This window comes from Pseudomonas sp. SJZ103 (genome assembly GCF_007828335.1).
Taxonomy (GTDB): Bacteria; Pseudomonadota; Gammaproteobacteria; order Pseudomonadales; family Pseudomonadaceae; genus Aquipseudomonas.
Map to the genome: position 1 here is coordinate 144,454 of NZ_VIUN01000008.1, position 24,937 is coordinate 169,390.

Sequence of the window (24,937 nt, forward strand, 5' to 3'; positions counted from 1 at the left end):
TGAGGCCCAAAAGTAAGCCAATGTATGGTCAGCCCACCCCCTGGCCGCCTGAGATCAAGATCAAGATCTAAAGCAAGATCAAGGGCGGCTCGCTTCGCATCGTGGTTAGCGTTGGCTGCTACGTTGTGTCGATACCTATGCTCATCGAAGCTTGTTCAGGCACCGATCTTAATCGACGCCAGCACCTGCTTCTGCCCCATGGAGCACGGCACGCCTTCCGGCTGCGCTCGGACCGCGTCGATCACGCCCAGCAACTGCGCCTTGCTATGAGCCAACTGCGCCTGCATCGCCTCGATCTGCGTCACCTTGCGCTCCAACGCCTCGATCAACTCCTCGCGCTTGTGCTCCCCCGGCGCGGGCATTAGCGCCTTGAGTTCCTGCAAGGTAAACCCGGCCTGCTGTGCGCTCTGGATCAGTTGCAGCGTTTGCAGGGCATCGGGCGCATAGCGTCGATACCCGTTGGCCTGGCGCCCCACCTGGCTGATCAACCCTTCGGACTCATAGAAGCGGATACGCGACGCCGCCAACCCACTCTGCTTTGCCAGCTCACCAATATTCATCAAAACGCCCGCTTGACATTAAAGTTAACTTTAAGCTTAGCCTGAGGCCTCCCAAGCTCCGGAGTCAACTCATGTCACCCTTCGACCCCTTGCAACTGCCCAATGGCCAGGTCCTCGCCAATCGCATCGCCAAGGCAGCGATGGAAGAGAATATGGCGGACGCCGATCAAGCGCCTTCCCGTGAATTGAAGCAGCTGTACACCGCCTGGGCCAACGGCGAGCCCGGCCTGCTGTTGACTGGCAATGTGATGATCGACCGCCGTGCCATGACCGGTCCCGGCGGCGTTGCCCTCGAAGACGAACAGCATCTGGACAGCTTTCGCGAATGGGCCGATGTGGCCCGCGACAAGGGTGTGCACTTTTGGGTACAGCTCAGTCATCCGGGACGCCAGACCATGGCCAAACTCGGCCAGCAAGCCCTGGCGCCCTCCGCGATTGCACTGGACCTCGGCAGCTTTTCGAAGATGTTTGCCAAGCCCAGGGCCATGACCGAGGACGACATTCAAGACGTGATCAAACGCTTCGCCACCAGCGCACGCCTGGCCGAGAAAGCCGGGTTCACCGGGGTGCAGATCCACGGCGCGCACGGTTACCTGCTCAGCCAGTTTCTCTCGCCGTTGAGCAACCACCGAACTGACCGCTGGGGGGGCTCGCTGGAGAACCGTGCGCGCCTGCTGCTGGAGGTGATCCACGCGGTTCGCGCCAGCGTCAGCCCGTCCTTTTGCGTCGCGGTAAAGCTCAACTCAGCGGATTTCCAGCGCGGCGGATTCGCAGAGGCCGATGCGCGTGCAGTGGTGGAGATGCTCAACCCCTTGCCCATCGACCTGCTGGAATTGTCCGGAGGCAGCTACGAAGCACCGGCCATGCAAGGCGATGCGCGGGACGGTCGCACCTTGGCCCGTGAAGCGTACTTCCTGGAGTTTGCCAAGGAACTGGCGACTATCGCCCGGATGCCGTTGATGGTCACCGGCGGCATTCGCCGCCTGCCCATCGTGCAGCAGGTGCTGGACAGCGGTATTGCCATGGCCGGCATTGCTACCGCCCTGACGCTGGAACCGCAACTGATCAAACACTGGCACGAGGGGCGCGACCTCAACCCGCAACTCAAACCGATCAGTTGGCAGCGCAAACCCTTGGCCGCCCTCGCCACCCTGGCCGTAGTGCGTGACCAGATGCGCCGCCTGAGCCGCGGCCGCTTGCCCAATGCCAAGGTCGCGCCGTGGCTGGCATTGGTGCGCGACCAATGGTTTATCGCCCGGCGCACCCGGCAATACCGCGCGGCCATGACGCAATCTTCACATTAAAGGCGGAGCATTCGCCGTGATCGAACTGTCCCCTATTGATCAGCCGCTTTAACCTCACTGACGATTGGAGTTCTTCATGGCGAAAATCAACCTGGCCCAGCAATTGGCGACCACCCTTGAACAGGCGGGCATCAAGCGTATCTGGGGCCTGACCGGCGACAGCCTCAACGGCCTCACCGATGCCCTGCGCACCATGGACAGCATCGAGTGGATGCACGTGCGCCACGAAGAAGTCGCCGCATTCGCTGCCGGTGCCGAAGCGGCGGCCACGGGTGAACTGACCGTATGCGCCGGCAGTTGCGGACCGGGCAATCTGCACTTGATCAATGGCCTGTTCGACTGCCACCGCAATCATGTCCCTGTACTGGCGATTGCCGCACAAATTCCCTCCTCCGAGATCGGCCTGAACTACTTCCAGGAGACCCATCCCCAGGAACTGTTCAAGGAATGCAGCCACTTTATCGAGCTGGTCACCAACCCCGAGCAGATGCCCCACGTGCTGCACCGTGCCATGCGTTCGGCGATCCTCAATCGCGGCGTGGCGGTGGTGGTGATTCCGGGGGACGTGTCGTTGCTGGAGGTGGAAGACAAGCTCAAGCCCTGGCCGGCCCTGCACGCACCGCGCACCCTGCCGGCGGAACAGGACCTGCTGCGCCTGACCGAGATCCTTGAAAGCAGCGAGAAAGTCACCCTGCTCTGCGGCAGTGGCTGCGCCGGTGCCCACGATCAAGTGGTGGCCCTGGCCGACACGCTGGGGGCGCCGGTGGTGCACGCCCTGCGCGGCAAGGAGCATGTGGAGTGGGATAACCCGTTCGACGTGGGCATGACCGGCCTGATCGGCTTCAGCTCCGGTTACCACGCCATGCTCGACTGCGACACGCTGATCATGCTCGGCACTGACTTTCCGTACCGCCAGTTCTACCCCACCGACGCAAAAATCATCCAGGTCGATCGCAACCCGCAGGCCCTGGGGCGGCGCGCCACGCTGGACCTGGGAATCGCTGCCGATGTGAGCGAGACCCTCGGCGCGCTGCTGCCGCGCCTGACCCGCAAGACCGACCGCAGCTTCCTCGATACCTCGCTTAAGCACTACGAAAAAGCCCGCCAGGGCCTGGACGACCTGGCGCAACCGTCAAAGGCCAACCGGCCGATCCACCCGCAATACGTGGCGCGTCTGCTCAGCGAACTGGCGGACGACAATGCAATCTTCACCGCCGACGTGGGCTCGCCGACCGTGTGGGCCGCGCGCTACCTGAAAATGAATGGCAAGCGTCGCCTGATCGGCTCGTTCAACCACGGCTCCATGGCCAATGCCATGCCCCAGGCGATTGGCGCGCAGGCGGCCTTCCCTGGGCGCCAGGTGATCTCGATGTCCGGTGACGGCGGCTTTGCCATGCTGATGGGGGATTTCATTTCACTGGCGCAGCTGAAATTGCCCGTGAAAGTGATCGTGTTCGATAACTCGTCGCTGGGCTTTGTCGCCATGGAAATGAAGGCTGCGGGTTATCTGGATGCCGGCACCGAGCTAAAAAACCCGGACTTCGCCGCCATGTCCAACGCCATGGGCATCCTCGGCATTCGCGTGGAGCAATCCGAAGACCTGGAACCGGCCCTGCGCCGCGCACTGGCCCATGATGGCCCGGTGCTGGTGGATGTGGTGACGGCCACCCAGGAACTGGTGATGCCGCCGAGCATCAAGCTGGAACAGGCCAAGGGCTTCAGCCTGTACATGCTTAAGGCGGTAATGAGTGGGCGCGGCGATGAGGTGATCGAGTTGGCGCGGACTAACTGGTTGCGCTGATCCAATACTGTGGGAGGGGCTTGTCCCCCGATTATGGTGTGTCAGCCAATGAATCCGGTGGCTGACAGAGAGCAATCGGGGGCAAGCCCCCTCCCACATTGGATAATGGGTGCCGATTCAAGCGCTCTGTTTTTCTACCCATTTGCCGTAGGCATCAATAAATGCCTGCAGGAAAGGCCTGGTCTTTTCCGACACCTTGCCGGACTCGTCAAACACGCTGCCCGCACCGCCCAGGTAGGCTTCCGGCTGCTGCATGCACGGCACATCAAGGAACACCAGGGATTGACGCAGATGGTGGTTGGCACCAAAACCGCCAACGGCGCCCGGCGATACGCTGATGATCGCCCCCGGCTTGCCGCTCCAGGCGCTTTGGCCATAAGGGCGGGAGCCTACATCAATCGCATTCTTCAACGGTGCGGGTACGGAGCGGTTGTACTCCGGTGTCACAAACAACACCGCGTCGGATGAACGTACTTGCTGACGGAAAGTACTGTAGGCTGCGGGCGGTGATGCCCCGTCGATGTCCTCGTTGTAGAGCGGCAAATCGCCAATTTCCACAATGTTCAACTTCAGGTTGGCGGGGGCCAGTTCGGCCAGTGCCAGGGCGACCTTGCGGTTGATCGAGTCTTTTCTCAAGCTGCCAACCAGAACGGCAATTGTGTAGACCTTGCTCATTGGGGTTTCCCGACGTGTGACTAAAGGAGCTTGTAGTTATAGAGGCTTCGCGGCGGGTGCACCAGAAGGTTTTGATAATCCTCCAGACGTTTGTCGCGCCAGTCGATGCGTAGGAACCGTCTGAAAACATCAGCGAATAGTATTTTTTTTCAATAGGTAAACTCCCTCTCTTTATGACGGTCTACACAACCGCATATCGAGTGTTTATCTCCAGAGGTTCTAAACAGATGGCAGCAGTATTAGTCGGACAGTTTCATGCCAGAGACGCAGAAGGACGCGTGTATTCGGTGCATGAGTTCCAGGAATCCAACCCGGCGCAAGGCGACCTGGCTGGCTCGGCACCCACCACCACCTACAAGCTGGCCATTGGCGACCGTGTAGAAAAACTGGAAGGCGATGAGTTCAAACTGATCCAGTCGGGGACCATTATCGTCCGCGAATCGCAAACCGTCCTCGCCTCATAAGATTGATCGCCCAGGCGTGCCTGCTCAGTCCTGGCCATTGACGGCATTGACTGGGCTGGGCGATCACGGGCTGCGAATCTCCGTCAATTCAGGTCCCTGCCCGCCGTCCACCTGCTTGAGCGTCACCATCAACCTGCCCCGCTCGCCTTCCACCTCGTACATCAAGCGTTTATAACCCGGTGCATTGTAGCCAGGGTACGCCACCACCTGCTTGACCAGCGTCATACCCAGCACCGTGCCGATGTGCTCGACTACCTGTTCCTGGGAAAGGATGAACGCTTCGAGTTCGAGGTTTTCCGGGGTTGATTCATCGTGATTGCTGAAGAGATAAGCAGCCACGCAGCCTACGGTCACCAGGACCAGCAGTTGCTTGACCGTTACCCCGAGAAATGTCGAGGGTAGAGGCATATGAGACCAGACCTGTTTTTGTTGTATGTGCCGGTAACCGGCATTGGTCGTTGATGATCAGACGAGCCATTCTAGTGAGGTCCTGGCTGAACGCCAGCGACATACACGACCCACACCGTCTTTTTTGCGCACGATGGCCTGCGCCATTGAATCCCCTCCGCGCTGCACATAGACTCCGGCCATGCGTTTACGTCATCTCGAAGTGATTCAAGCCATCCTGCAGACCGGACACCTCGGCACCGCCGCCGAATGGTTGCAGCTACCCGTGGGCGATGTAGACGCGGCACTCAAGGATGCCGAGCAGCAATTGGGTTTCATGCTGTTTGCCAGTGTGCGCGGGCGTTTGCAGGCGACACGGGAAACCCTGGAGCTGCAGGCAGAAATTGCCCACGTGTACGAAGCCCTGGAACCGGTGCAACGCCTGGCCAGCCGCCTGAAACACCATCACGCCCCCACCTTGCGCGCCTTGTGCACGCCGCCACTGGCCAATCAGCTGCTGCCCCAGAGCATTGCGCTGCTGCGCCGACGCTTTCAGGACACACCGTGCAACCTGTCGAGCCAGCCGACCCGGGAAATCGTCCGCAGCCTGCTGCTGCACGAAGCCGACGTCGGCTTGAGCCTGTACGACCCGGAACACCCGCAAATCCATAGCACGGTGCTGGCCCAAGGCAAATTGCAACTGCTTGCACCCCACGGCTGGCTCAAGCCCAAGCAGAAGTACATTGCGCTGCAAGACCTGGCCGGACAGTCGATGATCGGGCTCGAAGGACACGACCCGCTCAGCCGCCTGCTGGACGCCAAGCTCCAGGCCCTGCGCCCGCTGCCGGTGGTGCAGACGCGGGTGCAGACCTACCAGATGATGCGCAGCATGGTGGAAGCCGGCGAAGGCCTGGCGATTGTTGACCCGTTCACTGCGTTTGGCGCGCGCGAAGCGGGTCTGGATGCGTGCCCGGTGTCACCGCCGATCATGGTCAGCCTGTATGCGCTGACACTCAAGGATGGCGTGACCTCACCTGCGCTGAATGCGCTGCTGGAGATTGTCACGCAAAAGGCCCAAGGCCTGCTGGCGAGTTAAAACCGCTCGGCGTCGGTCTTGAACAACCGATACCAGAAAATCGCCACCTCGCGTGTTTGCGGGTCAATGCCGCGATAGCGCAGGTGGTCGATCCCGCCCATCACGTAGCCGCAACGCTCATACAGACGGCAGGCGCCCAGGTTGTTGTTCTGGGTTTCCAGCATCATGCCCGGCAGGTTTTTCTTGCGGCTCCAGAACTGCGCCACATCCAGCAGCGACTTGGCCACCCCATGCCGCCGGGCAGGCAAGGCCACCGCCAGTTCATCAACGTGGGCAAAGCCATTCCAATTGGTACTGACCACGATATGCCCGACCGCACGATCATCCAGGTAGGCCATGAAGATCGCACTGTCTGGTGCGTCGCGGAAACTGGCGAACTCTTCCGGGTCGATGCCATAACACTTGCGGTACGGCACGATGCGCTCCACGGGCCATTGATCGACTCGCCTGCCCATCTCCGGCACGCCATAGGCGTTGACCTCAAAGCTGAAATCATTGCCCCACACGTAGGCATCAAAGCCTTCATCGGCGACCCGCACACTGAGCCCTGGATACTTCGGGTTCATTACAGCTTGCATAAACATCCTTAACCCTTGATGCAATCGACGGTGTAACAACGACCACTGCCGTCATCTTCGTGTTGTAACCCATGAACATCGGCAACAAAACCGGGAAAACTGCTATCGAACGTCCGGGCAAACGCCAGGTAGTCAATGATCGACCGGGTCGACTCGGTAAAGCGCTCGCCCGGCATGATCAACGGAATGCCCGGCGGATAAGGCACCAGCATCACGGCTGCAATGCGTCCTGGCAAGGCATCAATGGAGACTGCCTCCACTTCGCCCCTTACCAATTGGTCATAGGCGTCGGCCGGTTTCATCGCGATTTCCGGCAACACCGTGTACATGCGCTTGAGGTGCTTGGCGGTGGCGTTGCTGCGGTAACAGCTGTGCAATTGGTCGCACAAGTCGCGCAAACCCAAGCCCTGATAACGGGCCGGGCCCTGGGCAAACACCGATGGCAAACAACTGGCGAGGCTGACATTCGCGTCGTAACTGCGCTTGAACTCCAGCAACTCGGTGAGCAAGGTACTCCATTTGCCCTTGGTGATGCCCATGGAAAAAAACACGAGGAACGAATACAGCCCGGTCTTTTCCACCACCAGCCCGCGCTCCCAGAGGAATTTACTGACCACCGCGGCGGGAATACCGCACTCGCTCAAGGCGCCACCGGCAGTGAGGCCGGGCATTACCAGGGTTACTTTGATCGGGTCCAGCAGCACGTAGTCTTCGGCAACATCACCGAAGCCGTGCCAGTCATCCTGCGGCTGCAGCAGCCAATCCGCCGTGGCGACTAGGTCGATGCCCGCCACCGACGGCGGCTGCCAGATGGAGAACCACCAGTCTTCGGCGGCGATGTGTTGGCGCAGGTTGGCCAGGGCGCGGCGAAAACTCAGGGCCTCGTCGAACATTTCCTGCAGCAGCGAGCGCCCGGCCGGGCCTTCCATCATCGCCGAGGCCACGTCCAGCGAGGCGATGATGCTGTATTGCGGCGAGGTGGAGATATGCATCATGAAGGCTTCATTGAAACGGTCGCGGTCCAGTTGGCGCGCGCCACCGTCCTGCACATGGATCATCGAGGCCTGGCTGAACGCCGCCAGCAGCTTGTGGGTAGAGTGAGTGGTGAACACCAGTGGGCTGTCCGGGGTGCGCGAGGTGCCCATGCCGTAGCGCCCGGTAAAGAACTCGTGGAAGGCCGCGTAGGCGTACCAGGCTTCGTCGAAGTGCAGCACCTCGACACTGTTGCCCAATTGCTGCTTGATCAGCTCGGCGTTGTAGCACAGGCCGTCGTAGGTGGAGTTGGTGACCACGGCCAGCTTTACCTTGGGTAGCCGGCCACGGGTCAAGGGGCTGGCGTCGATCTTGGCGCGGATCGATTCGGGGCTGAATTCGCTCAGGGGAATCGGACCGATGATGCCCAGCTCATTGCGTTCCGGGCACAGGTACAGCGGGATGGCACCGGTCATGATGATCGAGTGCAACACCGACTTGTGGCAGTTGCGGTCCACCAGCACCAGGTCATCGCGCCCGACCATGGAATGCCAGACGATCTTGTTGGCGGTGGACGTGCCATTGATCACGAAGAAGGTATGGTCAGCCCCGAAGTTACGCGCCGCACGGGCCTCGGCTTCAGCCAGGGGCCCGGTGTGATCGAGCAGCGAACCCAGTTCGGGCACCGAGACCGACAAGTCCGAGCGCAGGGTGTTTTCTCCGAAGAACTGATGAAACGCCTGCCCCACCGGGCTTTTGCGATAGGCCACGCCACCGCCGTGTCCGGGGGTGTGCCAGGAATAGTTGGAGTCTGCCGTGTGTTGCACGAGGGCCTTGAAGAATGGCGGCAGCAGGCCATCCAGGTAAGTGCGGGCAGCACGGGCCACTTGGCGGGCGAGAAACGGCACGGTGTCTTCGAACAGGTAGAGAATGCCACGCAGTTGGTTGAGTTCACTCATGGCATCGGCCGGGGCGTTCTCCAGGGTGACCTGCTCGCCCAGGGCAAAGATCGGCAGGTTCGGCGCCCGCAGGCGGGCCAGGCGGATCAGCTCGACCATATTTTGCAGCAGGTGGGTATTCTCACCGGCGCCTTCGGCGGCAATCAGCATGCACGCCAGGCCGTGATGGGTCGACGCCACCAACCGGCCTTCGGCGTAGTCCACGGCAGAAAAGATACTGAAGCCCTCTTGTTCCAACTCTCGGGCGATGCCGCGAACCCGGTCACCGGCAACGGTGTCGGCCTTGATGTCGCGGTGCACGATAAGCACGGGAAACTTCAGGTCTTTGTACATGAGTGCTTGTCGTCCTGAGGGCTATGCACTCAAGGGTAGAAGCTCGGGGACGATGACGCGAATGAAGATTCTGAAAGCAATGGAGATCAACTGTGGGTCAGTTGGGTCCACAACGCCGGCGCACCCGCCGACTTGGCAATAGCCTCCAACCGCGCCGCATGCTCGGCCAGATCCTGCTCGCTGGCACGGATAATGGTGGAGGGCTTGCGATCCGCCGGCAGGCGACGGATTTCCGAAGGGCGGTTGCCTGAGCCTTCCGCCGAGCCGGCACCATCGGAGGCGTTTCCCGCCAGGGACAAGCTGGTCTGCCCGCCGGTCATGGTCAGGTAAACGTCGGCGAGAATCTCGGAGTCGAGCAAGGCGCCGTGGAGTTCACGGCCGGAGTTGTCGACGCCATAACGCTTGCACAAGGCATCGAGGCTGTTGCGCTGGCCCGGGTGACGCTCACGGGCCATCATCAAAGTGTCGAGGATCGAGCAGTGCTGGGAAATGTCCGCGCGATCCATCTGCCCCATCAGGGCAAATTCGTTATTGATGAAGCCGACGTCGAACGCCGCGTTATGGATGATCAACTGGGCGCCGTTGATGAATTCGAAGAACTCATCGGCCACTTCGGCGAAACGCGGCTTGCCCTTGAGGAACTCGTCGGTGATGCCGTGGACGCCGATGGCGCCTTCGTCACTGTCACGGTCCGGTTGCAGGTAGACGTGGAAGTGACGACCGGTGAGGCGCCGACCCATGAGTTCGACACAGCCGATTTCAATGATCCGGTGGCCGTCGGTCACCGGCATGCCGGTGGTTTCGGTATCGAGTACAACAGATCGGATGGCCATCAGGGTTCAGCTCTCAACGGTTTGGTGTGCAGTGTGGTGTGAGTCAAGGGGCGCGATGTTAACACGTCAGCCAACATCAGCTCTGCTTGTAGCCCCGCACTTCGTCCACACCTCTATTGGCAAGCTGGTCGGCGCGCTCGTTACCCGGATGGCCGATGTGCCCGCGCACCCATTTCCAGGTGATGTCATGGCGGTTGCATTGCTCATCGAGCAATTGCCATAGGTCGGCATTCTTGACCGGTTCCTTCGCCGCGGTCTTCCAGCCGCGCTTCTTCCAGTTGACCATCCACTCGTTGATGCCTTTCATCACGTATTGCGAGTCGGTGACCAGCAGCACGTTGCAGCGGCGCTTGAGTTCTTCCAGGCCGCGAATGGCGCCCATCAGTTCCATGCGGTTGTTGGTGGTGTTGGCTTCGCCGCCCCACAACTCCTTCTCTACGCCCTTGCACACCAGCAAGGCGCCCCAGCCGCCGGGGCCGGGGTTGCCCTTGCAGGCGCCATCGGTGAAGAGTTCTACGCTATCGGTCATCGGTTACATCCATCAAAACAGGCAGGTCTGAAATCAAAAAAGTTCTACGGTTCGCTTTGGTTGCGGTTGACCTTGGCCATCGGCATCGGCACCAGTTTGCCCATGGGCTGGCGCAGCACCTGGCGCACCGGCCGCAGGCCGACCACGATCTTGCGCGCCACCAATAAATAGAAGCCGCCCCCCGACAGCTGCCACGCCCCTGCGCGGCGTTCCCAGCCGGCCAGGCGGCCTTGCCACTTGGCCGAGGCAAGCGGCGGACGATAGCACCCGAAGCGGCGTTTCTCCAGTGCGAAGCCCAGCAGGTTCAGCCAGTCCCCGACCCGTGAGGGCGAGATGCAGCGCGCCTGGCGCAGGCCATCATGGGCGAACACATGCCGCAGCCCCCAACTGCTCCAAGGGTTGATGCCGACAATCAGCAAATGGCCACCAGGGCGCACACTGCTCGCCGCTTCACGCAACAGACCGTGGGGCGACAGGCAGAAATCCAGGCCATGCTGCAACACCACCACATCGGCGGCGTGCTCGCTCAACGGCCAGGCCTGCTCCTCGCACACAATCTCCACCCCCGGCAACGGCGCGCCCAGGCGCACATTGCGTTGCACCTGGGGCGCGGCGGGCGGGGTCTGGGCCGAAGGGCCGTAATGCACCAGGTAGCCGCCAAAGAAACGGCCCAACTCGTCTTCGAGCATGCGCCGTTCTTCATCCAGCAGAAATTGCCCGATGGGCCCGGACAGCCATTCACGGGCTGCGCCGATCAGGGCCAGCCACTCAGGATCGGCCTGGGCGAACGCTTTATCAGTCATTGCATTCTCCAACTCGCCTAGACGTTCTAAGATGCACCAATGTGTTCAGCTTGGCGAATCGAAGAATGATACAGATCAGTGCCCTGCCCGCCTTCACCGACAACTACATCTGGTTGTTGCAGGACCAGCAAACCCAACGTTGCGCCGTGGTCGATCCCGGCGATGCCACGCCGGTACTGGCCTGGCTCAAGCAAAACCCGACGTGGACCCTCAGCGACATCCTGATTACCCACCATCACCACGATCATGTCGGGGGTGTCGAGCAACTCAAGCGTGTGACTGACGCCAAGGTGTACGGTCCGGCCAACGAGCCGATCCCGGCGCGGGACACCGCCCTGCAGGATAACGACCGCATCAGCGTGCTGGGCTGGGACTTCGACGTCTATGCCGTGCCCGGCCACACCCTGGGCCATATCGCCTTCTACCACCAGGGCGTTCTGTTCTGTGGCGACACCCTGTTCGCCGCCGGCTGTGGCCGCCTGTTCGAGGGCACGCCGGAGCAGATGCACACCTCCCTCGAGCGCCTGGCCGCCCTGCCCGCCGACACCCTGGTGTACTGCACCCACGAATACACACAAAGTAACCTCAAGTTTGCCCAGGCGGTGGAACCGCAGAATGCCGACATCTCCGAACGGGTGGAAAACGTCCGTCAACTGCGGGCCCGCGGCGAGATAACGCTGCCTTCCAACCTGGCCCTGGAAAAGCGTACCAACCCCTTCCTGCGTACCTCTGAAACATCTGTTAAACAAAAAGCGGACGAACGGAATGGCCGTGACAACCGCTCTGGGGCCGAGGTATTTGCTAGCTTGAGGGCATGGAAAGATAAGTTCTAAAGGGATGCAATCTGATACGTAATTTCTGAACGGTTGACCGGAACCCAAGTGCTTTCTAGAATCGCCCGACATTTTTGCCCGGAACTTACTTCCAGCCAATGTCGTCATCTATTCGTAAATCCAACCATTCAGACGCATTGACCCGCCTGGCTCAAGCTGTGGCGGTGGCTGTGTCCGCCACGCTGGCGGGCTGCCAATCGACCAATTTCGCCGCACAATCCACCGTGCAACCCAAGCCCAACCTTGCCGCCAAGATCAAACAGAAACCCGTCATCTGGCTTTCAGAGAAACCTGCTCCAGAAGTGCCCCAGGACGTCTGGGAACGCATGCGCCGGGGCTTTCAATTGCAGGACAACGTGGGCGTCAACCCGCGTATCGAGCAACAGCGCCTGTGGTTCGCCAGCAACCCGTCCTTCCTGGAGAACGCCGGTGAACGCGGCAGCCTCTACATCCATTACATCGTCGAGCGCCTTGAAGAACGCAACATGCCCCTGGAGCTGGCGCTGCTGCCAGTGATCGAAAGTGCCTACAACCCGATGGCCTATTCGCGCAGCGATGCCGTCGGCCTGTGGCAGTTCATCCCCTCCACCGGGCGCTACTTCAACCTGCGCCAGACCCGCGCCTACGACGGCCGCCGCGACATCACCGCCTCCACCACCGCCGCCCTGGACTATCTGACCCGTCTGCACGATATGTTCAACGGCGACTGGTTGCTGGCCCTGGCCGCCTATAACGCCGGCGAAGGCACGGTAAGCCGGGCCATCGAGCGCAACGAGAAGCTCGGCCTGCCCACCGACTACTGGAACCTGCCCCTGCCCCAGGAAACCAAAGACTACGTGCCCAAGTTCCTGGCGCTGTCCCAGGTGGTGCTGGCACCCGAAGCTTACGGCGTCAACCTGAACCCGATTGCCAACACGCCGTACTTCGAAGTGGTTGAAGTCAAGCAAAGCATGGATCTGTCCCGGGTTGCCGCGCTGGCCGAGATCGACGAAGACGAACTGTTCCAGCTCAACCCGGCGCTCAAGCAACGTACCACCCTGGATGGCCCGCAACACCTGCTGGTGCCAAGTTCCAAGGCGCAATTGCTCACCAGCACCCTTTCGACGATGAAGCCTGAAGAATTGCTGGCGATGCGTCCGAAGAAACAGGTTTTCGACGAAGTTGAGACCGCACGGGTGGCCGGACGGACCCGCAACTACAAGGTGCGCAGTGGCGACAACCTCACGCTGATCGCCAAGGCAAACAAGGTCGACGTACATGACCTGCAGCGCTGGAACAAGCTCAACGGCCAAGCCCTCAAGGTCGGCCAGACCCTGGTGATGCAGGACACACGCCGCGCAGTGGCCAGTAGCAAGAAGCCGGTGCAGTACAAGGTCAAGAAAGGCGATTCGCTGTACATCGTCGCCAAGCGCTTCAACGTCGAGATGCAGCATCTCAAGCGTTGGAACCCGCGTACTGGCCAGGCGCTGAAGCCGGGGCAGATGCTGGTGGTTTCCGGGCCGCGCTAAGGTTTCAAGAACACTGTAGATCCAATGTGGGAGGAGGCTTGCCCCCTCCCACATTGGATCTACAGTGCTCCCAACCGGCTTTTTCCAGCCGGAACAAGCTGTTACTGTACCGATCATAAAGCCCAAGCCGCCTGGATCGGATCCCTGACTTGAAGCGTCCCCTCCTTCTACTAATAAGTCTGGCCTTGAGCTTTGGTGCGAACGCGACGATAACCGAGAGCCACGGTTATACGCAGTTCGGCACGCTCAAGTACCCGGCCAAATTCACCCACTTCGATTGGGTAAACCCTGCAGCGCCGAAAGGCGGGACCTTGCGGGTCATGGCATTTGGCACCTTCGATACCCTCAACCCCTATACGTTCAAGGGCTCAAGCCCGGTTTCCACCCCCAACTTCCTGCAATACGGCGTCAATGAGCTGAACGAGCCGTTGATGGTCGGCACCGGTCAGTACGCGCCGTCCGGCGATGAACCGACTTCCAGCTATGGGCTGATTGCCCAGTCAGTGGAATACAGCGAGGACCGCAGTTGGGTGGTGTTCAACCTGCGCCCGGAAGCGCGCTTTCACGATGGCAAGCCGATCACCGCGTATGACGTGGCGTTTTCCTATCGCACCCTGCTGACCGAAGGCCACCCGCAGTACCGCACCAACCTGCAGGAAGTGGCGCGGGTGGACATCCTCAACCGTCATCGCATCCGCTTTGTGTTCAAGCGCGCCGGCAACCCGTTGCTGATCCTGCGCCTGGGCGAGTTGCCGGTATTGCCCCAACACTATTGGAAAAACCGCGACTTCAAGGCGACCACCTTCGAACCGCCCCTGGGCAGCGGGCCGTACCGCATCAGCAAGGTCACCCCTGGACGCCAGTTGGTGTTTGAACGGGTCAAGGATTACTGGGGCAAAGACTTGCCGGTCAACCAGGGCTTCTATAACTACGACAAGGTCGAGGTGGAGTTCTACCGCGACAGCGACGTAGCCTTCGAAGCGTTCAAGGCCGGCGAGTTCGACATTTACATCGAGCACCAGGCCAAGAACTGGGCCAATGGCTACAATTTCCCAGCGATCAACCGTGGAGAGGTGATCAAGGCGCAGATCGCCCACCAGATCCCGACCCAGAGCCAGGGCCTGTTCATGAACACGCGCCGGCCAACCTTCAGTCAGACCAAGGTGCGTGAAGCCCTGGGGCTGATGTTCGACTTCGAGTGGACCAACCGCACCCTGTTCAGCAGCGCCTACAAACGCACGCTCAGCTACTACCCCAACAGCGAATTCGCCGCTACCGGTGTTCCAACCGGCCATGAATGGCTGATGCTCTCCCCGTACCGCGAACAGCTGCCGCCCAACCTGTTTACCCAAGCCTTCAGCCTGCCCCAGACCGATGGGCGCGGCATCCCCCGTGAAACCCTGCGCCGTGCCCTGGCGCTGCTGGGCGAAGCCGGGTGGAAGTTGTCGGACCAACGCCTGCTCAACAAGGACGGGCAACCGCTGCGCTTCGAGATACTGCTGGTCAACCCGAACCTGGAGCGCATCCTGCAGCCCTATGTCGAGAACCTGATCAGCATCGGCATCGACGCACGCCTACGCACCGTCGACCGCGCCCAGTACAAGCAACGCCTGGATCAATTCGACTTCGACATGATCCTGATCACCCTCAACCAGACCTTGAGCCCCGGCCTGGAGCAGTGGCAGTACTTCCACTCCAGTCAGGCCGCGATCAAGGGCAGCAAGAACTATGCGGGCATCGCCAACCCCATTGTCGATCACCTGCTGGAACAACTCCTGGCGGCCCAGACCCGCGAAGAACAACTGGCTGCCGGCCGCGCCCTGGACCGGGTGCTGCTGTGGCAGCACTACAGCATTCCCAACTGGTACCTCAACTATCATCGCCTGGCGTACCGCAACCGGTTCGCCTTCGTCGCCACGCCGCCCTACAGCCTGGGCCTGAGCGCGTGGTGGCTGAAAGCTTCGGAGAAAGCCCAATGATGTATTTGCGCAACGTACTGCTCGGCAGCCTGTTGCTGTGCACCACGGCCCACGCCGCCCCGCAACACGCACTGACGCTGTACAACGAGCCGCCGAAATACCCCGCCGACTTCAAGCACTTCGACTACGTCAACCCGGATGCGCCCAAGGGCGGCACTTTCCGCGAGTCGAGCATGGGCGGCTTCGACAGCCTCAACCCGTTTATCAGCAAGGGCGTGCCCGCCGACAATGTCAGCCTGATCTACGACACCCTGGCCATGCAGAGCCTGGACGAACCCATCACCGAGTATGGCCTGGTCGCCGGCAAGATCGAAAAAGCCCCGGACAACAGCTGGGTGCGTTTCTACCTGCGCCCCGAGGCGCGTTTCCACGACGGCCACCCGATCCGTGCCGAAGACGTGGTGTTCACCTTCCAGGAACTGATCAAGGAAGGCTCGCCGATCTACCGCACCTACTACGCCGATGTCGATGAAGTGATCGCCGAAGCCCCCCTGCGGGTGCTGTTCAAGTTCAAGCGCACCAACAACCGCGAATTGCCTCTGATCCTCGGGCAACTGCCGGTGCTGCCCAAGCATTGGTGGGCCACGCGGGACTTTGCCAAGGGCAACCTGGAAGTGCCCCTGGGCAGCGGGCCGTACAAGGTGGCCGAGGTCAAGGCCGGGCGCATGATCCGCTACGAGCGGGTCAAGGACTACTGGGCCAAGGACCTGCCGATCACCAAGGGTTTCTACAATTTCGATAACCGCATCACCGACTACTACCGCGACAGCACCGTGTCCCTGGAAGCCTTGAAGGCCGGGCAGTTCGACTACTGGCTGGAATTCAGCGCCAAGAACTGGGCCAACGCCTACAACATTCCGGCCGTAACCGAGGGCCGGTTGATCAAGGAAGAAATTCCCAACGGCAACCCCACCGGCATGCAAGGTTTTGTGTTCAATACACGCAAGCCGATGTTCCAGGACGTGCGCGTGCGCAAGGCCATCAGCCTGTTGCTGGACTTCGAATGGAGCAACAAACAGCTGTTCAACGGCGCCTACACCCGCACCCGCAGTTACTTCGAAAACTCCGAAATGGCCGCCACCGGCCTGCCCGGCCCGGATGAGCTGAAAATCCTCGAACCCCTGCGCGACAGAATCCCGGCCGAAGTCTTCACCCAGGCCTTCGAGCCGGCCAAAACCGACGGCAGCGGCATGATCCGCGCCCAGCAACGCGAGGCCTACCAACTGCTGCAGGAGGCCGGCTGGCGCATCGTTGACGACAAGATGGTCGACACCACAGGCAAACCGGTGACCATCGAGTTCCTGCTGGCCCAGACCGAGTTCGAGCGCATCCTGCTGCCCTTCAAGCGCAATCTGGCGGACCTGGGCATCGACCTGGTGATCCGCCGGGTGGACGTCTCGCAGTTCGTCAACCGTGTGCGTTCCCGGGACTTCGACATGATGGTGGGCAGCTTCCCGCAGTCCACTTCGCCGGGTAACGAACAACGGGAGTTCTGGAAGTCTTCCAGCGCCGACAAACCTGGCAGCCGCAACTACATGGGCCTCAAGGACCCGGCAGTCGACCAACTGGTGGAAGAACTGATCGACGCCGACTCGCGCAAAAGCCTGATCGCCCATGCCAGGGCCCTGGACCGTGTGCTGCAGTTCGGCTACTACGTGATCCCCAATTGGCACATCAAGACCTTCCGCGTGGCGTACTGGGACCACCTCGGCCATCCGAAAACCCCGCCGCGCTATGACGTGGGCACCGCCACCTGGTGGGCAAAACCCAACGTAAAATCTGCCGTCACCTCAGACGCGAACACAAATACCAGCGCCGATGCGGCGAGCGGAGGCGATTAAATGCTGGCCTATATTGTTCGCCGCCTGTTGCTGATCATCCCGACGCTGTTCGGGATCCTGCTGATCAACTTCATCATCATCCAGGCCGCCCCCGGTGGCCCGGTGGAGCAGATGATCGCCAAGCTCGAAGGCTTTGAGGGCGCTACCAGCCGTATTGCCGGTGGCGGCGCCGAAGTCTCGGTGGCCGGTTCCAGCAGCTATCGCGGCGCCCAGGGCCTGGACCCGGCGCTGATCAAGGAAATCGAAAAGATGTACGGCTTCGACAAATCGGCGCCGGAACGCTTGTGGATCATGGTCAAGAACTACGCCCGGCTGGATTTCGGCGACAGTTTCTTCCGTGACGCCAAGGTCATCGACCTGATCAAGGAAAAGATGCCGGTATCGATCTCCCTGGGGTTATGGAGCACGCTGATCATGTACCTGGTGTCGATCCCACTGGGGATCGCCAAGGCCACCCGACATGGCAGCCATTTCGATGTGTGGACCAGTTCGGCAATCATCGTCGGTTATGCGATCCCGGCGTTCCTGTTTGCGATCCTGCTGATCGTGGTGTTTGCCGGCGGCAGTTATTTTGACTGGTTCCCCTTGCGCGGGCTCACGTCCAACAACTTCGATGAGTTGAGCTGGGGCGGCAAGGTGCTCGATTACTTCTGGCACCTGGCGTTGCCCATCACCGCGCTGGTGATCGGCAACTTCGCGACCATGACGCTGCTGACCAAGAACAGCTTTCTCGACGAGATCAACAAGCAATACGTGATCACCGCCAAGGCCAAGGGCCTGACCAACCACCGCGTGCTCTACGGCCATGTGTTCCGTAACGCGATGCTGCTGGTGATCGCCGGGTTCCCGTCGGCGTTCATCGGGATTTTCTTCACCGGCTCGTTGCTGGTGGAAGTGATCTTCTCCCTCGACGGCCTGGGCCTGATGAGCTTTGAAGCGGCGATCAACCGCGACTACCCGGTGGTGTTCGGCACACTGTTCATTTTCACCCTGCTGGGGCTGGTGGTGAAACTGATCGGCGACCTCACCTACACCCTGGTCGATCCGCGTATCGACTTCGCCAGCCGGGAGCATTGAGATGAACCTGTCCCCCCTCAATCGCCGCCGGTTCGAGCGGTTCAAGGCCAACAAGCGTGGCTGGTGGTCGCTGTGGCTGTTCCTGATCCTGTTCGGGCTGAGCCTGGGCGCGGAGCTGATCGCCAACGACAAGCCACTGGCGGTGCACTACGACGGCGACTGGTATTTCCCGGCCCTCAAGCGCTACCCGGAAACCACCTTCGGCGGCGAGTTCCCGCTGGAAGCCAACTACAAGAGCCCGTATATCCAGGAACTGCTCAAGGCCAAGGACGCCTGGACCTTGTGGGCGCCGATCCCGTTCAGCTACCAGAGCATCAACTACGACCTGAAGGTACCGGCCCCCGCGCCGCCTTCGAGCGTCAACCTGCTGGGCACTGACGACCAGGGCCGCGATGTGCTGGCGCGGGTGATCTACGGCTTCCGAGTGTCGGTGCTGTTTGCCCTGACGTTGACCGTGCTCAGCTCGATCATCGGCGTGATCGCCGGGGCCTTGCAGGGCTTCTATGGCGGTTGGGTCGACCTGGCCGGACAGCGCTTCCTGGAAATCTGGTCCGGCTTGCCGGTACTGTACCTGCTGATCATCCTCGCCAGCTTCGTGCAGCCGAACTTCTGGTGGCTGCTGGGGATCATGCTGCTGTTTTCCTGGATGAGCCTGGTGGACGTGGTGCGCGCCGAGTTCCTGCGCGGGCGTAACCTCGAATACGTGCGCGCGGCCCGGGCACTGGGGATGCAGAACGGCGCGATCATGTTCCGCCACATCCTGCCCAATGCCATGGTCTCGACCATGACCTTCATGCCGTTCATCCTCACCGGCGCCATCGGCACCCTGACCGCCCTGGATTTCCTCGGCTTTGGCCTGCCGGCCGGTTCGCCCTCGCTGGGGGAACTGGTGGCCCAGGGCAAATCCAACCTGCAGGCACCATGGCTGGGCATGAGCGCGTTTGCCGTGCTGGCGATCATGTTGAGCTTGCTGGTGTTTATCGGCGAGTCCGCTCGCGATGCCTTTGACCCGAGGAAATGAGATGAATCAGGACAATCTGATCGAAATCCGCGACCTCTCCGTCGAGTTCGTCACGGGCGAGCATCACCACCGCGTGGTCAACAACGTCAGCTTCGATATCAAGCGCGGCGAAACCCTGGCCCTGGTCGGCGAAAGCGGCTCCGGCAAATCGGTGACCGCCCACTCGATCCTGCGCCTGCTGCCCTACCCGCTGGCCCGACACCCGTCCGGCACCATCACCTATTCCGGGCAAGACCTGCTGACCCTCAAGGAAAAGACCCTGCGGCATATTCGCGGCAACCGCATCGCGATGATCTTCCAGGAGCCAATGACGTCGTTGAACCCGCTGCACTGCATCGAGAAACAGATCAACGAAGTGCTGGGCCTGCACAAGGGCCTGACCGGCAAGGTCGCGACCCGGCGCACCTTGGAGTTGCTGGAGCTGGTGGGCATCCCCGAGCCGCACAAACGGCTCAAGGCTCTGCCCCACGAACTGTCGGGCGGCCAGCGCCAGCGGGTGATGATCGCCATGGCCCTGGCCAATGAGCCAGAGCTGTTGATCGCGGATGAGCCGACCACGGCCCTCGACGTCACCGTGCAGTTGAAGATCCTGGAGTTGCTCAAGGAGTTGCAGGCACGCCTGGGCATGGCCTTGCTGCTGATCAGCCACGACTTGAACCTGGTGCGACGCATTGCTCACCGCGTCTGCGTGATGCAACGAGGTTGCATCGTCGAACAGGCCGAGTGCGAGACGCTGTTCCAGTCGCCCCAGCATCCATACACCCAGGAACTGCTGGCCGCGGAACCCAGTGGTGGACCGGCCACCAACGAAGTCGGGCCGCCGTTGCTGGAAGTGGACGATTTGAAAGTCTGGTTCCCGATCAAGAAAGGCTTCTTGCGCAACACCGTCGATTACGTCAAAGCGGTGGATGGGATCAACTTCAGCCTGCCCCAGGGCCAGACCCTGGGCATCGTCGGCGAAAGCGGCTCGGGCAAATCCACCCTGGGCCTGGCGATCCTGCGCTTGATTGCCAGCAAGGGCGGGATTCGTTTCGAAGGCCAGCAGTTGGACACGCTGACCCAGCAACAGGTGCGCCCGTTGCGCCGGGAAATGCAGGTGGTGTTCCAAGACCCGTTCGGCAGCCTGAGCCCACGCATGTGCGTCAGCGAGATCGTCGGCGAAGGCCTGCGCATTCACAAGATGGGCACGCCAGCCGAGCAGGAAGCAGCGATTATCGCAGCGCTCAAGGAAGTCGGCCTGGACCCTGAGTCACGCCATCGCTACCCCCACGAATTCTCCGGCGGCCAACGCCAACGCATCGCCATCGCCCGCGCGTTGGTGCTCAAGCCGCGCCTGATCCTGCTGGACGAACCGACCTCGGCGCTGGACCGCACGGTACAACGTCAGGTCGTGGAATTGCTGCGCAGCCTGCAGACCAAGTACAACCTGACCTACCTGTTTATCAGCCATGACCTGGCGGTGGTGAAGGCGCTGAGTCACCAATTGATGGTGGTTAAGCAGGGGCAGGTGGTGGAACAGGGCGATGCGCGGGCGATCTTTGCCGATCCTCAGCATGCGTATACACGCCAACTGCTGGAAGCTGCCTTTCTGGTGCCGTGCCCAGAGCCCCTCTGAGCGATCTGCACGCCCACGTCCCGCGTGGGTGTGCCGCACAATCGGATCACTGCGTGCCCCCCCTGCCAAGCCACCGGCTACACAAACGCCAGGGTCTGTGCAACGATCCGTTACTGATCTTGATTGCCCTGGAGTCGTGCCCATGACGCTGACCGCCCCCTGCCCCGCCGCGCCGCGCTTCTGGCGCGACGAGCGCCTGCCGTTCATCGAAGCGCGCACCATCGCCGACGGGCGCAAGGTCACTTATACCCGTCACGCCCATGAGCATTTTTCCATCGGCGCGATCACCACCGGGCGCAGCTATTACCTTTACGGCGCCGATACGTTCCTGATCAGCGCCGGCACCGTGGTACTGATGAACCCGGGCGATGTGCATGCCTGCAACCCTATCCACGATCAGCCATGGTCCTATCACATGCTCTACCTCGACACGCCCTGGCTGACCGAATTGCAGTACCAACTGGGCTTCAGCACCGACCAGGGTTATCGCGCTTTCAATACGCCGCATACCCGTGACCCGCTGCTGTACAGCGGCTTGCTGGCGTTGTACCGGATGCTGGTGAATGAGCAGGCCGAGCTCCTGCAAAAGCAAAGCGCGTTGGTGAGTTACTTCAGCGAAGTCCAGCAGCGCCTGAACCCTTCACCCACACCAATGCGCGAGGTCAACCACAAGCTGGAACGGGCCGCCGAGTACATCCGTGAACACTGCACCCAGGCGGTGAAACTCGAAGATATCTGCCTGGCGGCCGAACTGTCGCCGTCGTACTTGATCCGCGCCTTCAAGCTGTACTACGGGCTGACGCCCCATGCGTTCCTGGTCAACCAGCGTATCCAGTTTGCCCGCACCCGGCTGCGCAATGGCGAGTTGATCGCCGATGTGGCCCTCGCTGCGGGATTTGCCGACCAGGCGCACTTCCAGCGCACCTTCAAACAGCATTTTGCCGCCACCCCAGGGCAATACCGCGAGGTGCTCAAGCCATCAGCAAATAACCCACACTGGCCACCAGCAACGCGGCCATTGAGCGGTTGAACAGGCGCACGCCGTGGGGATTGTCCAAGTAGCGGCGCAGAAAGGTCCCGGCATAGGCCCAGCACGCCACGGACAGGTAGCAGATCACCAGGTAGAGGCTGGCAAACAACCAGACCTGCGCCGCGTCGCCGTCGGCCACAAACAAGCCCATCCCCGCCACGCAGGCCAGCCAGGCCTTGGGGTTGAGCCACTGCATGATCGCGCCGTAGAGCATCGACGGCGCGGTCGCGCCGCCCTCCGCGTCAAGCCGGCCGTCATCCACCGCCAGTTTCCAGGCCATGTACAGCAGGAAAGCCACCCCGCCCCACTGGATCAGCTGGGTCAGGATGGGCCAGCGCAGCAGCACCTCGTGCAAACCCAGGCCGATCAGTACCAACAGCAAGGTAAAGCCAACGGCGGCACCGAACACATGCTTCTGGCTGGCGACAAAACCGAAGCGCGCGCCTGAACTCAGGGCGACCACATTGACCGGTCCCGGCGTGATGGACGTGGCCAGGGCGAAGGCGGCCATGGAAATGATCAAGCTCATTGCGGTTCCCTTTTTATGATGAGGCGTAAACAGGGCTCCACGGTATAAGGCCCGCGCGCAGCGGTATTGAACAAAATGCCCCTGCGGCGGCAATGGCTTCACGCGTTGATCAACGAGAAATGTGCGCCCACCCCGGCGCGTACGCCCTCGCCCACAGCCAGCGCCACGGACCCGGCGGCGAGGGATGCATCACCACAGGCAAACACGCCGGGCACCGAGGTCTGGCGAGTGTCGTTGGTGTGCAGGTAAGGCCCGGTGGGGCCGTCGGCCAATTCACAGCCCAGTTGTTCGGCCAACGGACCGATGCGCGTGCGGGACATGGTGAAGATCCCGTCGAGGTTGAACACCCTGCCATCGTGCAATTCCAGGTCCGCGCGCTCGCCGCTGATACGCCGCACGCCAGCTTTTTCCACCCTGACCCCACGTCGATCCAACTGCGCCTGTTGCTCGGCATCCGGGGTAAACACACCATTGGTGAACAAGGTGGTGGTGCCCCAGTCCGGCAGCATCAGCGCGTGGTGCATCGCCAGGGGTGAGGTTGCCAGGACGCCGATACGGCCTTGGTCAAGTTCATAGCCATGGCAGTAGGGGCAATGGAACACTCGCGTCCCCCAGCGCTCTTTCAAGCCTTCGACCGCCGGCAGTTCATCCACCACTCCGGTGGCGAGGATCAGGCGTCTGGCGTGAAACGTACCGCTATGTTCGGTGCGTACACTGAAACCCTCAGCCTGTGGGTTGACCTTAACCGCACTGCCCTGCACCCAGGTAACCGTCGGATATTCCATCAACTGGCTGCGCCCTTCGGCCGCAATGACCTCCGGCGCCTGGCCGTCCTGGCCGAGAAACCCGTGGGAGGTGGCGGCAAACCGGTTGCGCCGCTGCCCCGCATCGATCACCAGCACCTGGCGCCGCGCCCTTGCCAATTGCAGGCCCGCAGACAGGCCGGCATAGCTGCCGCCCACGATAATCACGTCGTACATCATGAAAGTGACTCCATGTTGTGTGCACGGGGTTATCCGCGCACTTTCACGACACACCATAAGTTACATAAAAATAGACCGTCAAGTGTCTCGCAACTTTTCGGGTTACGAACGATACTTTCGACTGACCCAACCTAAGGCTGATCGATGAGAAACGACACGCGCCTGTCGCGCATGCTCCACGTGCTGATCCATATGGGCCGCCATGAAGAACGCGCCACCTCGGAGACCATCGCGCAGATGCTGGGCACCAACCCGGTGGTGGTGCGCCGCACCCTGGGGCTGCTCAAGGAGAAAGGGTATGTGCGTTCGGAAAAGGGCCATCAGGGCGGCTGGAGCCTGGGCAAACCACTGAGTGAAATCACCCTGCTGGACATTCACAACGCCCTGGGCACGCCCTCGATATTCGCCATCGGCCTGTCCACCGATCACCCCGAGTGCCTGGTGGAGCAGGCAGTGAATGCAGCGCTCACGGATGCCTTCGAACAAGCCCAGGCACTGCTGTTGAAACGCCTGGGCAAGGTCACCCTGGCGCAGTTGGCCGAAGACTTTGACGAGCGCTACCGCGTGGCAATGCTGCCTTAGCGCTGCATGGGGATGCGAATTTCGCCATCACGGCATTGAGTTTTCACATTGCGCGGGCAGCCGGCGAAGGCCAGGTCTTTAGTCAGGCACACACGCACCTCCGACAGCACCTTGCCTTTGCAGATCACCGCCAGCCCATGGTTGCCCATGCGCGGGTTGCTCTCGCGAAACAGCGCCTCGATCTCGCGGGCCGGCAACGACGCCGGCGTGTTGAACGGTTGCAGTTGTTGCGGAATGGTAACCACGCCCAACGCCGTATCGGTTTTCTCCAAGTACGCCAGCGGCTCCAGCCCGCTGCAGGTGCCGTGCTTGGCCCATTCGTGCTTGAGCAGCGAGCGCGTCGGGAACAGCGCCGCGCCCTTGTCCATCTCTTCGCGGCTCAACCGTGATTGCGGCGCGCAAGAGGCCGGCCACCCTCCGCGCGCGTATTGCGGCCACAAACCGTGCAGCACAAAGCCGTAGCCCTTGCCCGAACACTGTTCGTTGTCCGGGTGCGTCAGGCAGAAGGTCGGCGACCATGACAACGACAACACATAAAAATCAAACTCCCCAGGCGTCCCTTGGTTACGCGGGGCTGCCATTGCCGTTGTGGCAAGTGCCAGCCACAGGACCATCCAGTATTTCATTCCGCGATTCCTTGAAACA

The 24,937-nt window shown here is 61.2% G+C and carries 24 protein-coding genes; 13 read left to right on the plus strand and 11 right to left on the minus strand.

Translation table 11 applies throughout. The annotated features are described in order from the left end of the window. Positions 1-155: 155 nt before the first annotated feature. Positions 156-560, minus strand: a complete 405-nt coding sequence (locus FBY10_RS18470; RefSeq protein WP_131700657.1) for a MerR family transcriptional regulator — start codon at positions 558-560, stop codon at positions 156-158. A gap of 71 nt (positions 561-631) precedes the next feature. Between FBY10_RS18470 and FBY10_RS18475 the strand changes: the two genes are divergently transcribed. Together FBY10_RS18475 and poxB are read left to right on the plus strand one after the other, a co-directional pair. Further along, the gene (locus tag FBY10_RS18475) at positions 632-1,864 is read left to right on the plus strand and encodes an NADH:flavin oxidoreductase/NADH oxidase family protein (RefSeq protein ID WP_145337274.1); all 1,233 of its coding nucleotides are present in this window, start codon (positions 632-634) and stop codon (positions 1,862-1,864) included. A gap of 76 nt (positions 1,865-1,940) precedes the next feature. Then, entirely contained in the window at positions 1,941-3,665 is a 1,725-nt protein-coding gene (poxB, locus tag FBY10_RS18480) for a ubiquinone-dependent pyruvate dehydrogenase (RefSeq protein WP_145337273.1), read from the plus strand. Positions 3,666-3,782: 117 nt separating this feature from the next. Here poxB and FBY10_RS18485 read toward each other — a convergent pair whose 3' ends face one another. Then, the gene (locus FBY10_RS18485; protein ID WP_131700654.1) at positions 3,783-4,340 is read right to left on the minus strand and encodes an NADPH-dependent FMN reductase; all 558 of its coding nucleotides are present in this window, start codon (positions 4,338-4,340) and stop codon (positions 3,783-3,785) included. Positions 4,341-4,567: 227 nt separating this feature from the next. Between FBY10_RS18485 and FBY10_RS18490 the strand changes: the two genes are divergently transcribed. Beyond that, positions 4,568-4,804, plus strand: a complete 237-nt coding sequence (locus FBY10_RS18490; RefSeq protein WP_065927911.1) for a hypothetical protein — start codon at positions 4,568-4,570, stop codon at positions 4,802-4,804. A 63-nt stretch (positions 4,805-4,867) separates the two neighbouring features. Here the strand turns inward: FBY10_RS18490 and FBY10_RS18495 are convergent, their stop codons facing one another. Beyond that, positions 4,868-5,212: a hypothetical protein gene (locus FBY10_RS18495; RefSeq protein ID WP_131700653.1), complete on the minus strand. Its 345-nt coding sequence runs from the start codon at positions 5,210-5,212 to the stop codon at positions 4,868-4,870. A 181-nt stretch (positions 5,213-5,393) separates the two neighbouring features. Here FBY10_RS18495 and FBY10_RS18500 point away from each other — a divergent pair, with 181 nt between their 5' ends. Continuing rightward, positions 5,394-6,287: a LysR substrate-binding domain-containing protein gene (locus FBY10_RS18500; RefSeq protein ID WP_131700652.1), complete on the plus strand. Its 894-nt coding sequence runs from the start codon at positions 5,394-5,396 to the stop codon at positions 6,285-6,287. On the opposite strand, the gene FBY10_RS18505 is transcribed toward FBY10_RS18500, so the two are convergent. The 5 genes from FBY10_RS18505 to FBY10_RS18525 form a co-directional block, all read right to left on the minus strand. Then, the gene (locus FBY10_RS18505; protein WP_131700651.1) at positions 6,284-6,865 is read right to left on the minus strand and encodes a GNAT family N-acetyltransferase; all 582 of its coding nucleotides are present in this window, start codon (positions 6,863-6,865) and stop codon (positions 6,284-6,286) included. The genes FBY10_RS18500 and FBY10_RS18505 overlap by 4 nt on opposite strands. An 8-nt stretch (positions 6,866-6,873) precedes the next feature. Then, positions 6,874-9,129, minus strand: coding sequence for an Orn/Lys/Arg decarboxylase N-terminal domain-containing protein (locus tag FBY10_RS18510; RefSeq protein ID WP_145337272.1), 2,256 nt, complete (start codon positions 9,127-9,129; stop codon positions 6,874-6,876). Between the two features lie 86 nt (positions 9,130-9,215). After that, positions 9,216-9,956 carry a DNA polymerase III subunit epsilon gene (dnaQ, locus tag FBY10_RS18515; RefSeq protein ID WP_167655525.1) on the minus strand — a complete coding sequence of 247 codons (741 nt, stop codon included), beginning with the start codon at positions 9,954-9,956 and terminating at the stop codon, positions 9,216-9,218. 82 nt (positions 9,957-10,038) lie between these two features. Continuing rightward, the gene (rnhA, locus tag FBY10_RS18520) at positions 10,039-10,491 is read right to left on the minus strand and encodes a ribonuclease HI (RefSeq protein ID WP_003173571.1); all 453 of its coding nucleotides are present in this window, start codon (positions 10,489-10,491) and stop codon (positions 10,039-10,041) included. Between the two features lie 44 nt (positions 10,492-10,535). Next, positions 10,536-11,294 (minus strand): class I SAM-dependent methyltransferase, encoded by a 759-nt coding sequence (locus tag FBY10_RS18525; RefSeq protein ID WP_131700648.1) that lies wholly within the window; start codon positions 11,292-11,294, stop codon positions 10,536-10,538. Positions 11,295-11,359: 65 nt separating this feature from the next. Between FBY10_RS18525 and gloB the strand changes: the two genes are divergently transcribed. The 8 genes from gloB to FBY10_RS18565 all read left to right on the plus strand — a co-directional run bounded on the left by gloB (position 11,360) and on the right by FBY10_RS18565 (position 22,198). Next, entirely contained in the window at positions 11,360-12,127 is a 768-nt protein-coding gene (gloB, locus tag FBY10_RS18530) for a hydroxyacylglutathione hydrolase (protein ID WP_145337271.1), read from the plus strand. Between the two features lie 98 nt (positions 12,128-12,225). Then, positions 12,226-13,635, plus strand: coding sequence for a lytic transglycosylase domain-containing protein (locus FBY10_RS18535; protein ID WP_131700646.1), 1,410 nt, complete (start codon positions 12,226-12,228; stop codon positions 13,633-13,635). 149 nt (positions 13,636-13,784) lie between these two features. Continuing rightward, positions 13,785-15,614 carry an extracellular solute-binding protein gene (locus tag FBY10_RS18540; RefSeq protein WP_131700645.1) on the plus strand — a complete coding sequence of 610 codons (1,830 nt, stop codon included), beginning with the start codon at positions 13,785-13,787 and terminating at the stop codon, positions 15,612-15,614. After that, entirely contained in the window at positions 15,611-17,455 is a 1,845-nt protein-coding gene (locus tag FBY10_RS18545) for an extracellular solute-binding protein (protein WP_145337270.1), read from the plus strand. Before FBY10_RS18540 ends, FBY10_RS18545 begins: the two co-directional genes overlap by 4 nt. Beyond that, entirely contained in the window at positions 17,456-18,532 is a 1,077-nt protein-coding gene (locus FBY10_RS18550) for a microcin C ABC transporter permease YejB (protein WP_027606500.1), read from the plus strand. A gap of 1 nt (position 18,533) precedes the next feature. Further along, entirely contained in the window at positions 18,534-19,553 is a 1,020-nt protein-coding gene (locus FBY10_RS18555; RefSeq protein WP_053134921.1) for an ABC transporter permease, read from the plus strand. A gap of 1 nt (position 19,554) precedes the next feature. Continuing rightward, a complete protein-coding gene (locus tag FBY10_RS18560) occupies positions 19,555-21,168 on the plus strand; it encodes an ABC transporter ATP-binding protein (protein WP_145337269.1) in 1,614 nt (537 codons plus the stop codon). A gap of 142 nt (positions 21,169-21,310) precedes the next feature. Further along, the gene (locus tag FBY10_RS18565; protein WP_145337268.1) at positions 21,311-22,198 is read left to right on the plus strand and encodes an AraC family transcriptional regulator; all 888 of its coding nucleotides are present in this window, start codon (positions 21,311-21,313) and stop codon (positions 22,196-22,198) included. Here the strand turns inward: FBY10_RS18565 and FBY10_RS18570 are convergent. Together FBY10_RS18570 and FBY10_RS18575 are read right to left on the minus strand one after the other, a co-directional pair. Continuing rightward, entirely contained in the window at positions 22,140-22,727 is a 588-nt protein-coding gene (locus FBY10_RS18570; RefSeq protein ID WP_131700640.1) for a LysE family translocator, read from the minus strand. The genes FBY10_RS18565 and FBY10_RS18570 overlap by 59 nt on opposite strands. A 98-nt stretch (positions 22,728-22,825) precedes the next feature. Next, on the minus strand, positions 22,826-23,710 hold the full coding sequence (locus FBY10_RS18575; RefSeq protein WP_145337267.1) for an NAD(P)/FAD-dependent oxidoreductase: 885 nt from the start codon (positions 23,708-23,710) through the stop codon (positions 22,826-22,828). 144 nt (positions 23,711-23,854) lie between these two features. Between FBY10_RS18575 and FBY10_RS18580 the strand changes: the two genes are divergently transcribed. Beyond that, positions 23,855-24,292: an Rrf2 family transcriptional regulator gene (locus FBY10_RS18580; RefSeq protein WP_092488675.1), complete on the plus strand. Its 438-nt coding sequence runs from the start codon at positions 23,855-23,857 to the stop codon at positions 24,290-24,292. On the opposite strand, the gene FBY10_RS18585 is transcribed toward FBY10_RS18580, so the two are convergent. Continuing rightward, a complete protein-coding gene (locus FBY10_RS18585) occupies positions 24,289-24,918 on the minus strand; it encodes a ribonuclease T2 (RefSeq protein WP_145337266.1) in 630 nt (209 codons plus the stop codon). The two genes, FBY10_RS18580 and FBY10_RS18585, sit on opposite strands and share 4 nt — an antisense overlap. Positions 24,919-24,937: the final 19 nt, after the last annotated feature.

Excerpts from the sequence above, each read along its gene's own strand:
- FBY10_RS18505 (WP_131700651.1), bottom strand. The coding sequence starts at position 6,865 with ATGCAAGCTGTAATGAACCCGAAGTATCCAGGGCTCAGTGTGCGGGTC.
- FBY10_RS18555 (WP_053134921.1), top strand. The coding sequence starts at position 18,534 with ATGAACCTGTCCCCCCTCAATCGCCGCCGGTTCGAGCGGTTCAAGGCC.
- FBY10_RS18575 (WP_145337267.1), bottom strand. The coding sequence starts at position 23,710 with ATGATGTACGACGTGATTATCGTGGGCGGCAGCTATGCCGGCCTGTCT.
- FBY10_RS18580 (WP_092488675.1), top strand. The coding sequence starts at position 23,855 with ATGAGAAACGACACGCGCCTGTCGCGCATGCTCCACGTGCTGATCCAT.
- poxB (WP_145337273.1), top strand. The coding sequence starts at position 1,941 with ATGGCGAAAATCAACCTGGCCCAGCAATTGGCGACCACCCTTGAACAG.
- FBY10_RS18545 (WP_145337270.1), top strand. The coding sequence starts at position 15,611 with ATGATGTATTTGCGCAACGTACTGCTCGGCAGCCTGTTGCTGTGCACC.
- FBY10_RS18495 (WP_131700653.1), bottom strand. The coding sequence starts at position 5,212 with ATGCCTCTACCCTCGACATTTCTCGGGGTAACGGTCAAGCAACTGCTG.
- FBY10_RS18565 (WP_145337268.1), top strand. The coding sequence starts at position 21,311 with ATGACGCTGACCGCCCCCTGCCCCGCCGCGCCGCGCTTCTGGCGCGAC.
- FBY10_RS18525 (WP_131700648.1), bottom strand. The coding sequence starts at position 11,294 with ATGACTGATAAAGCGTTCGCCCAGGCCGATCCTGAGTGGCTGGCCCTG.
- FBY10_RS18485 (WP_131700654.1), bottom strand. The coding sequence starts at position 4,340 with ATGAGCAAGGTCTACACAATTGCCGTTCTGGTTGGCAGCTTGAGAAAA.
- FBY10_RS18570 (WP_131700640.1), bottom strand. The coding sequence starts at position 22,727 with ATGAGCTTGATCATTTCCATGGCCGCCTTCGCCCTGGCCACGTCCATC.
- FBY10_RS18585 (WP_145337266.1), bottom strand. The coding sequence starts at position 24,918 with ATGAAATACTGGATGGTCCTGTGGCTGGCACTTGCCACAACGGCAATG.
- FBY10_RS18470 (WP_131700657.1), bottom strand. The coding sequence starts at position 560 with ATGAATATTGGTGAGCTGGCAAAGCAGAGTGGGTTGGCGGCGTCGCGT.
- FBY10_RS18490 (WP_065927911.1), top strand. The coding sequence starts at position 4,568 with ATGGCAGCAGTATTAGTCGGACAGTTTCATGCCAGAGACGCAGAAGGA.
- FBY10_RS18535 (WP_131700646.1), top strand. The coding sequence starts at position 12,226 with ATGTCGTCATCTATTCGTAAATCCAACCATTCAGACGCATTGACCCGC.
- FBY10_RS18500 (WP_131700652.1), top strand. The coding sequence starts at position 5,394 with ATGCGTTTACGTCATCTCGAAGTGATTCAAGCCATCCTGCAGACCGGA.
- FBY10_RS18560 (WP_145337269.1), top strand. The coding sequence starts at position 19,555 with ATGAATCAGGACAATCTGATCGAAATCCGCGACCTCTCCGTCGAGTTC.
- FBY10_RS18510 (WP_145337272.1), bottom strand. The coding sequence starts at position 9,129 with ATGTACAAAGACCTGAAGTTTCCCGTGCTTATCGTGCACCGCGACATC.
- rnhA (WP_003173571.1), bottom strand. The coding sequence starts at position 10,491 with ATGACCGATAGCGTAGAACTCTTCACCGATGGCGCCTGCAAGGGCAAC.
- FBY10_RS18475 (WP_145337274.1), top strand. The coding sequence starts at position 632 with ATGTCACCCTTCGACCCCTTGCAACTGCCCAATGGCCAGGTCCTCGCC.
- gloB (WP_145337271.1), top strand. The coding sequence starts at position 11,360 with ATGATACAGATCAGTGCCCTGCCCGCCTTCACCGACAACTACATCTGG.
- FBY10_RS18550 (WP_027606500.1), top strand. The coding sequence starts at position 17,456 with ATGCTGGCCTATATTGTTCGCCGCCTGTTGCTGATCATCCCGACGCTG.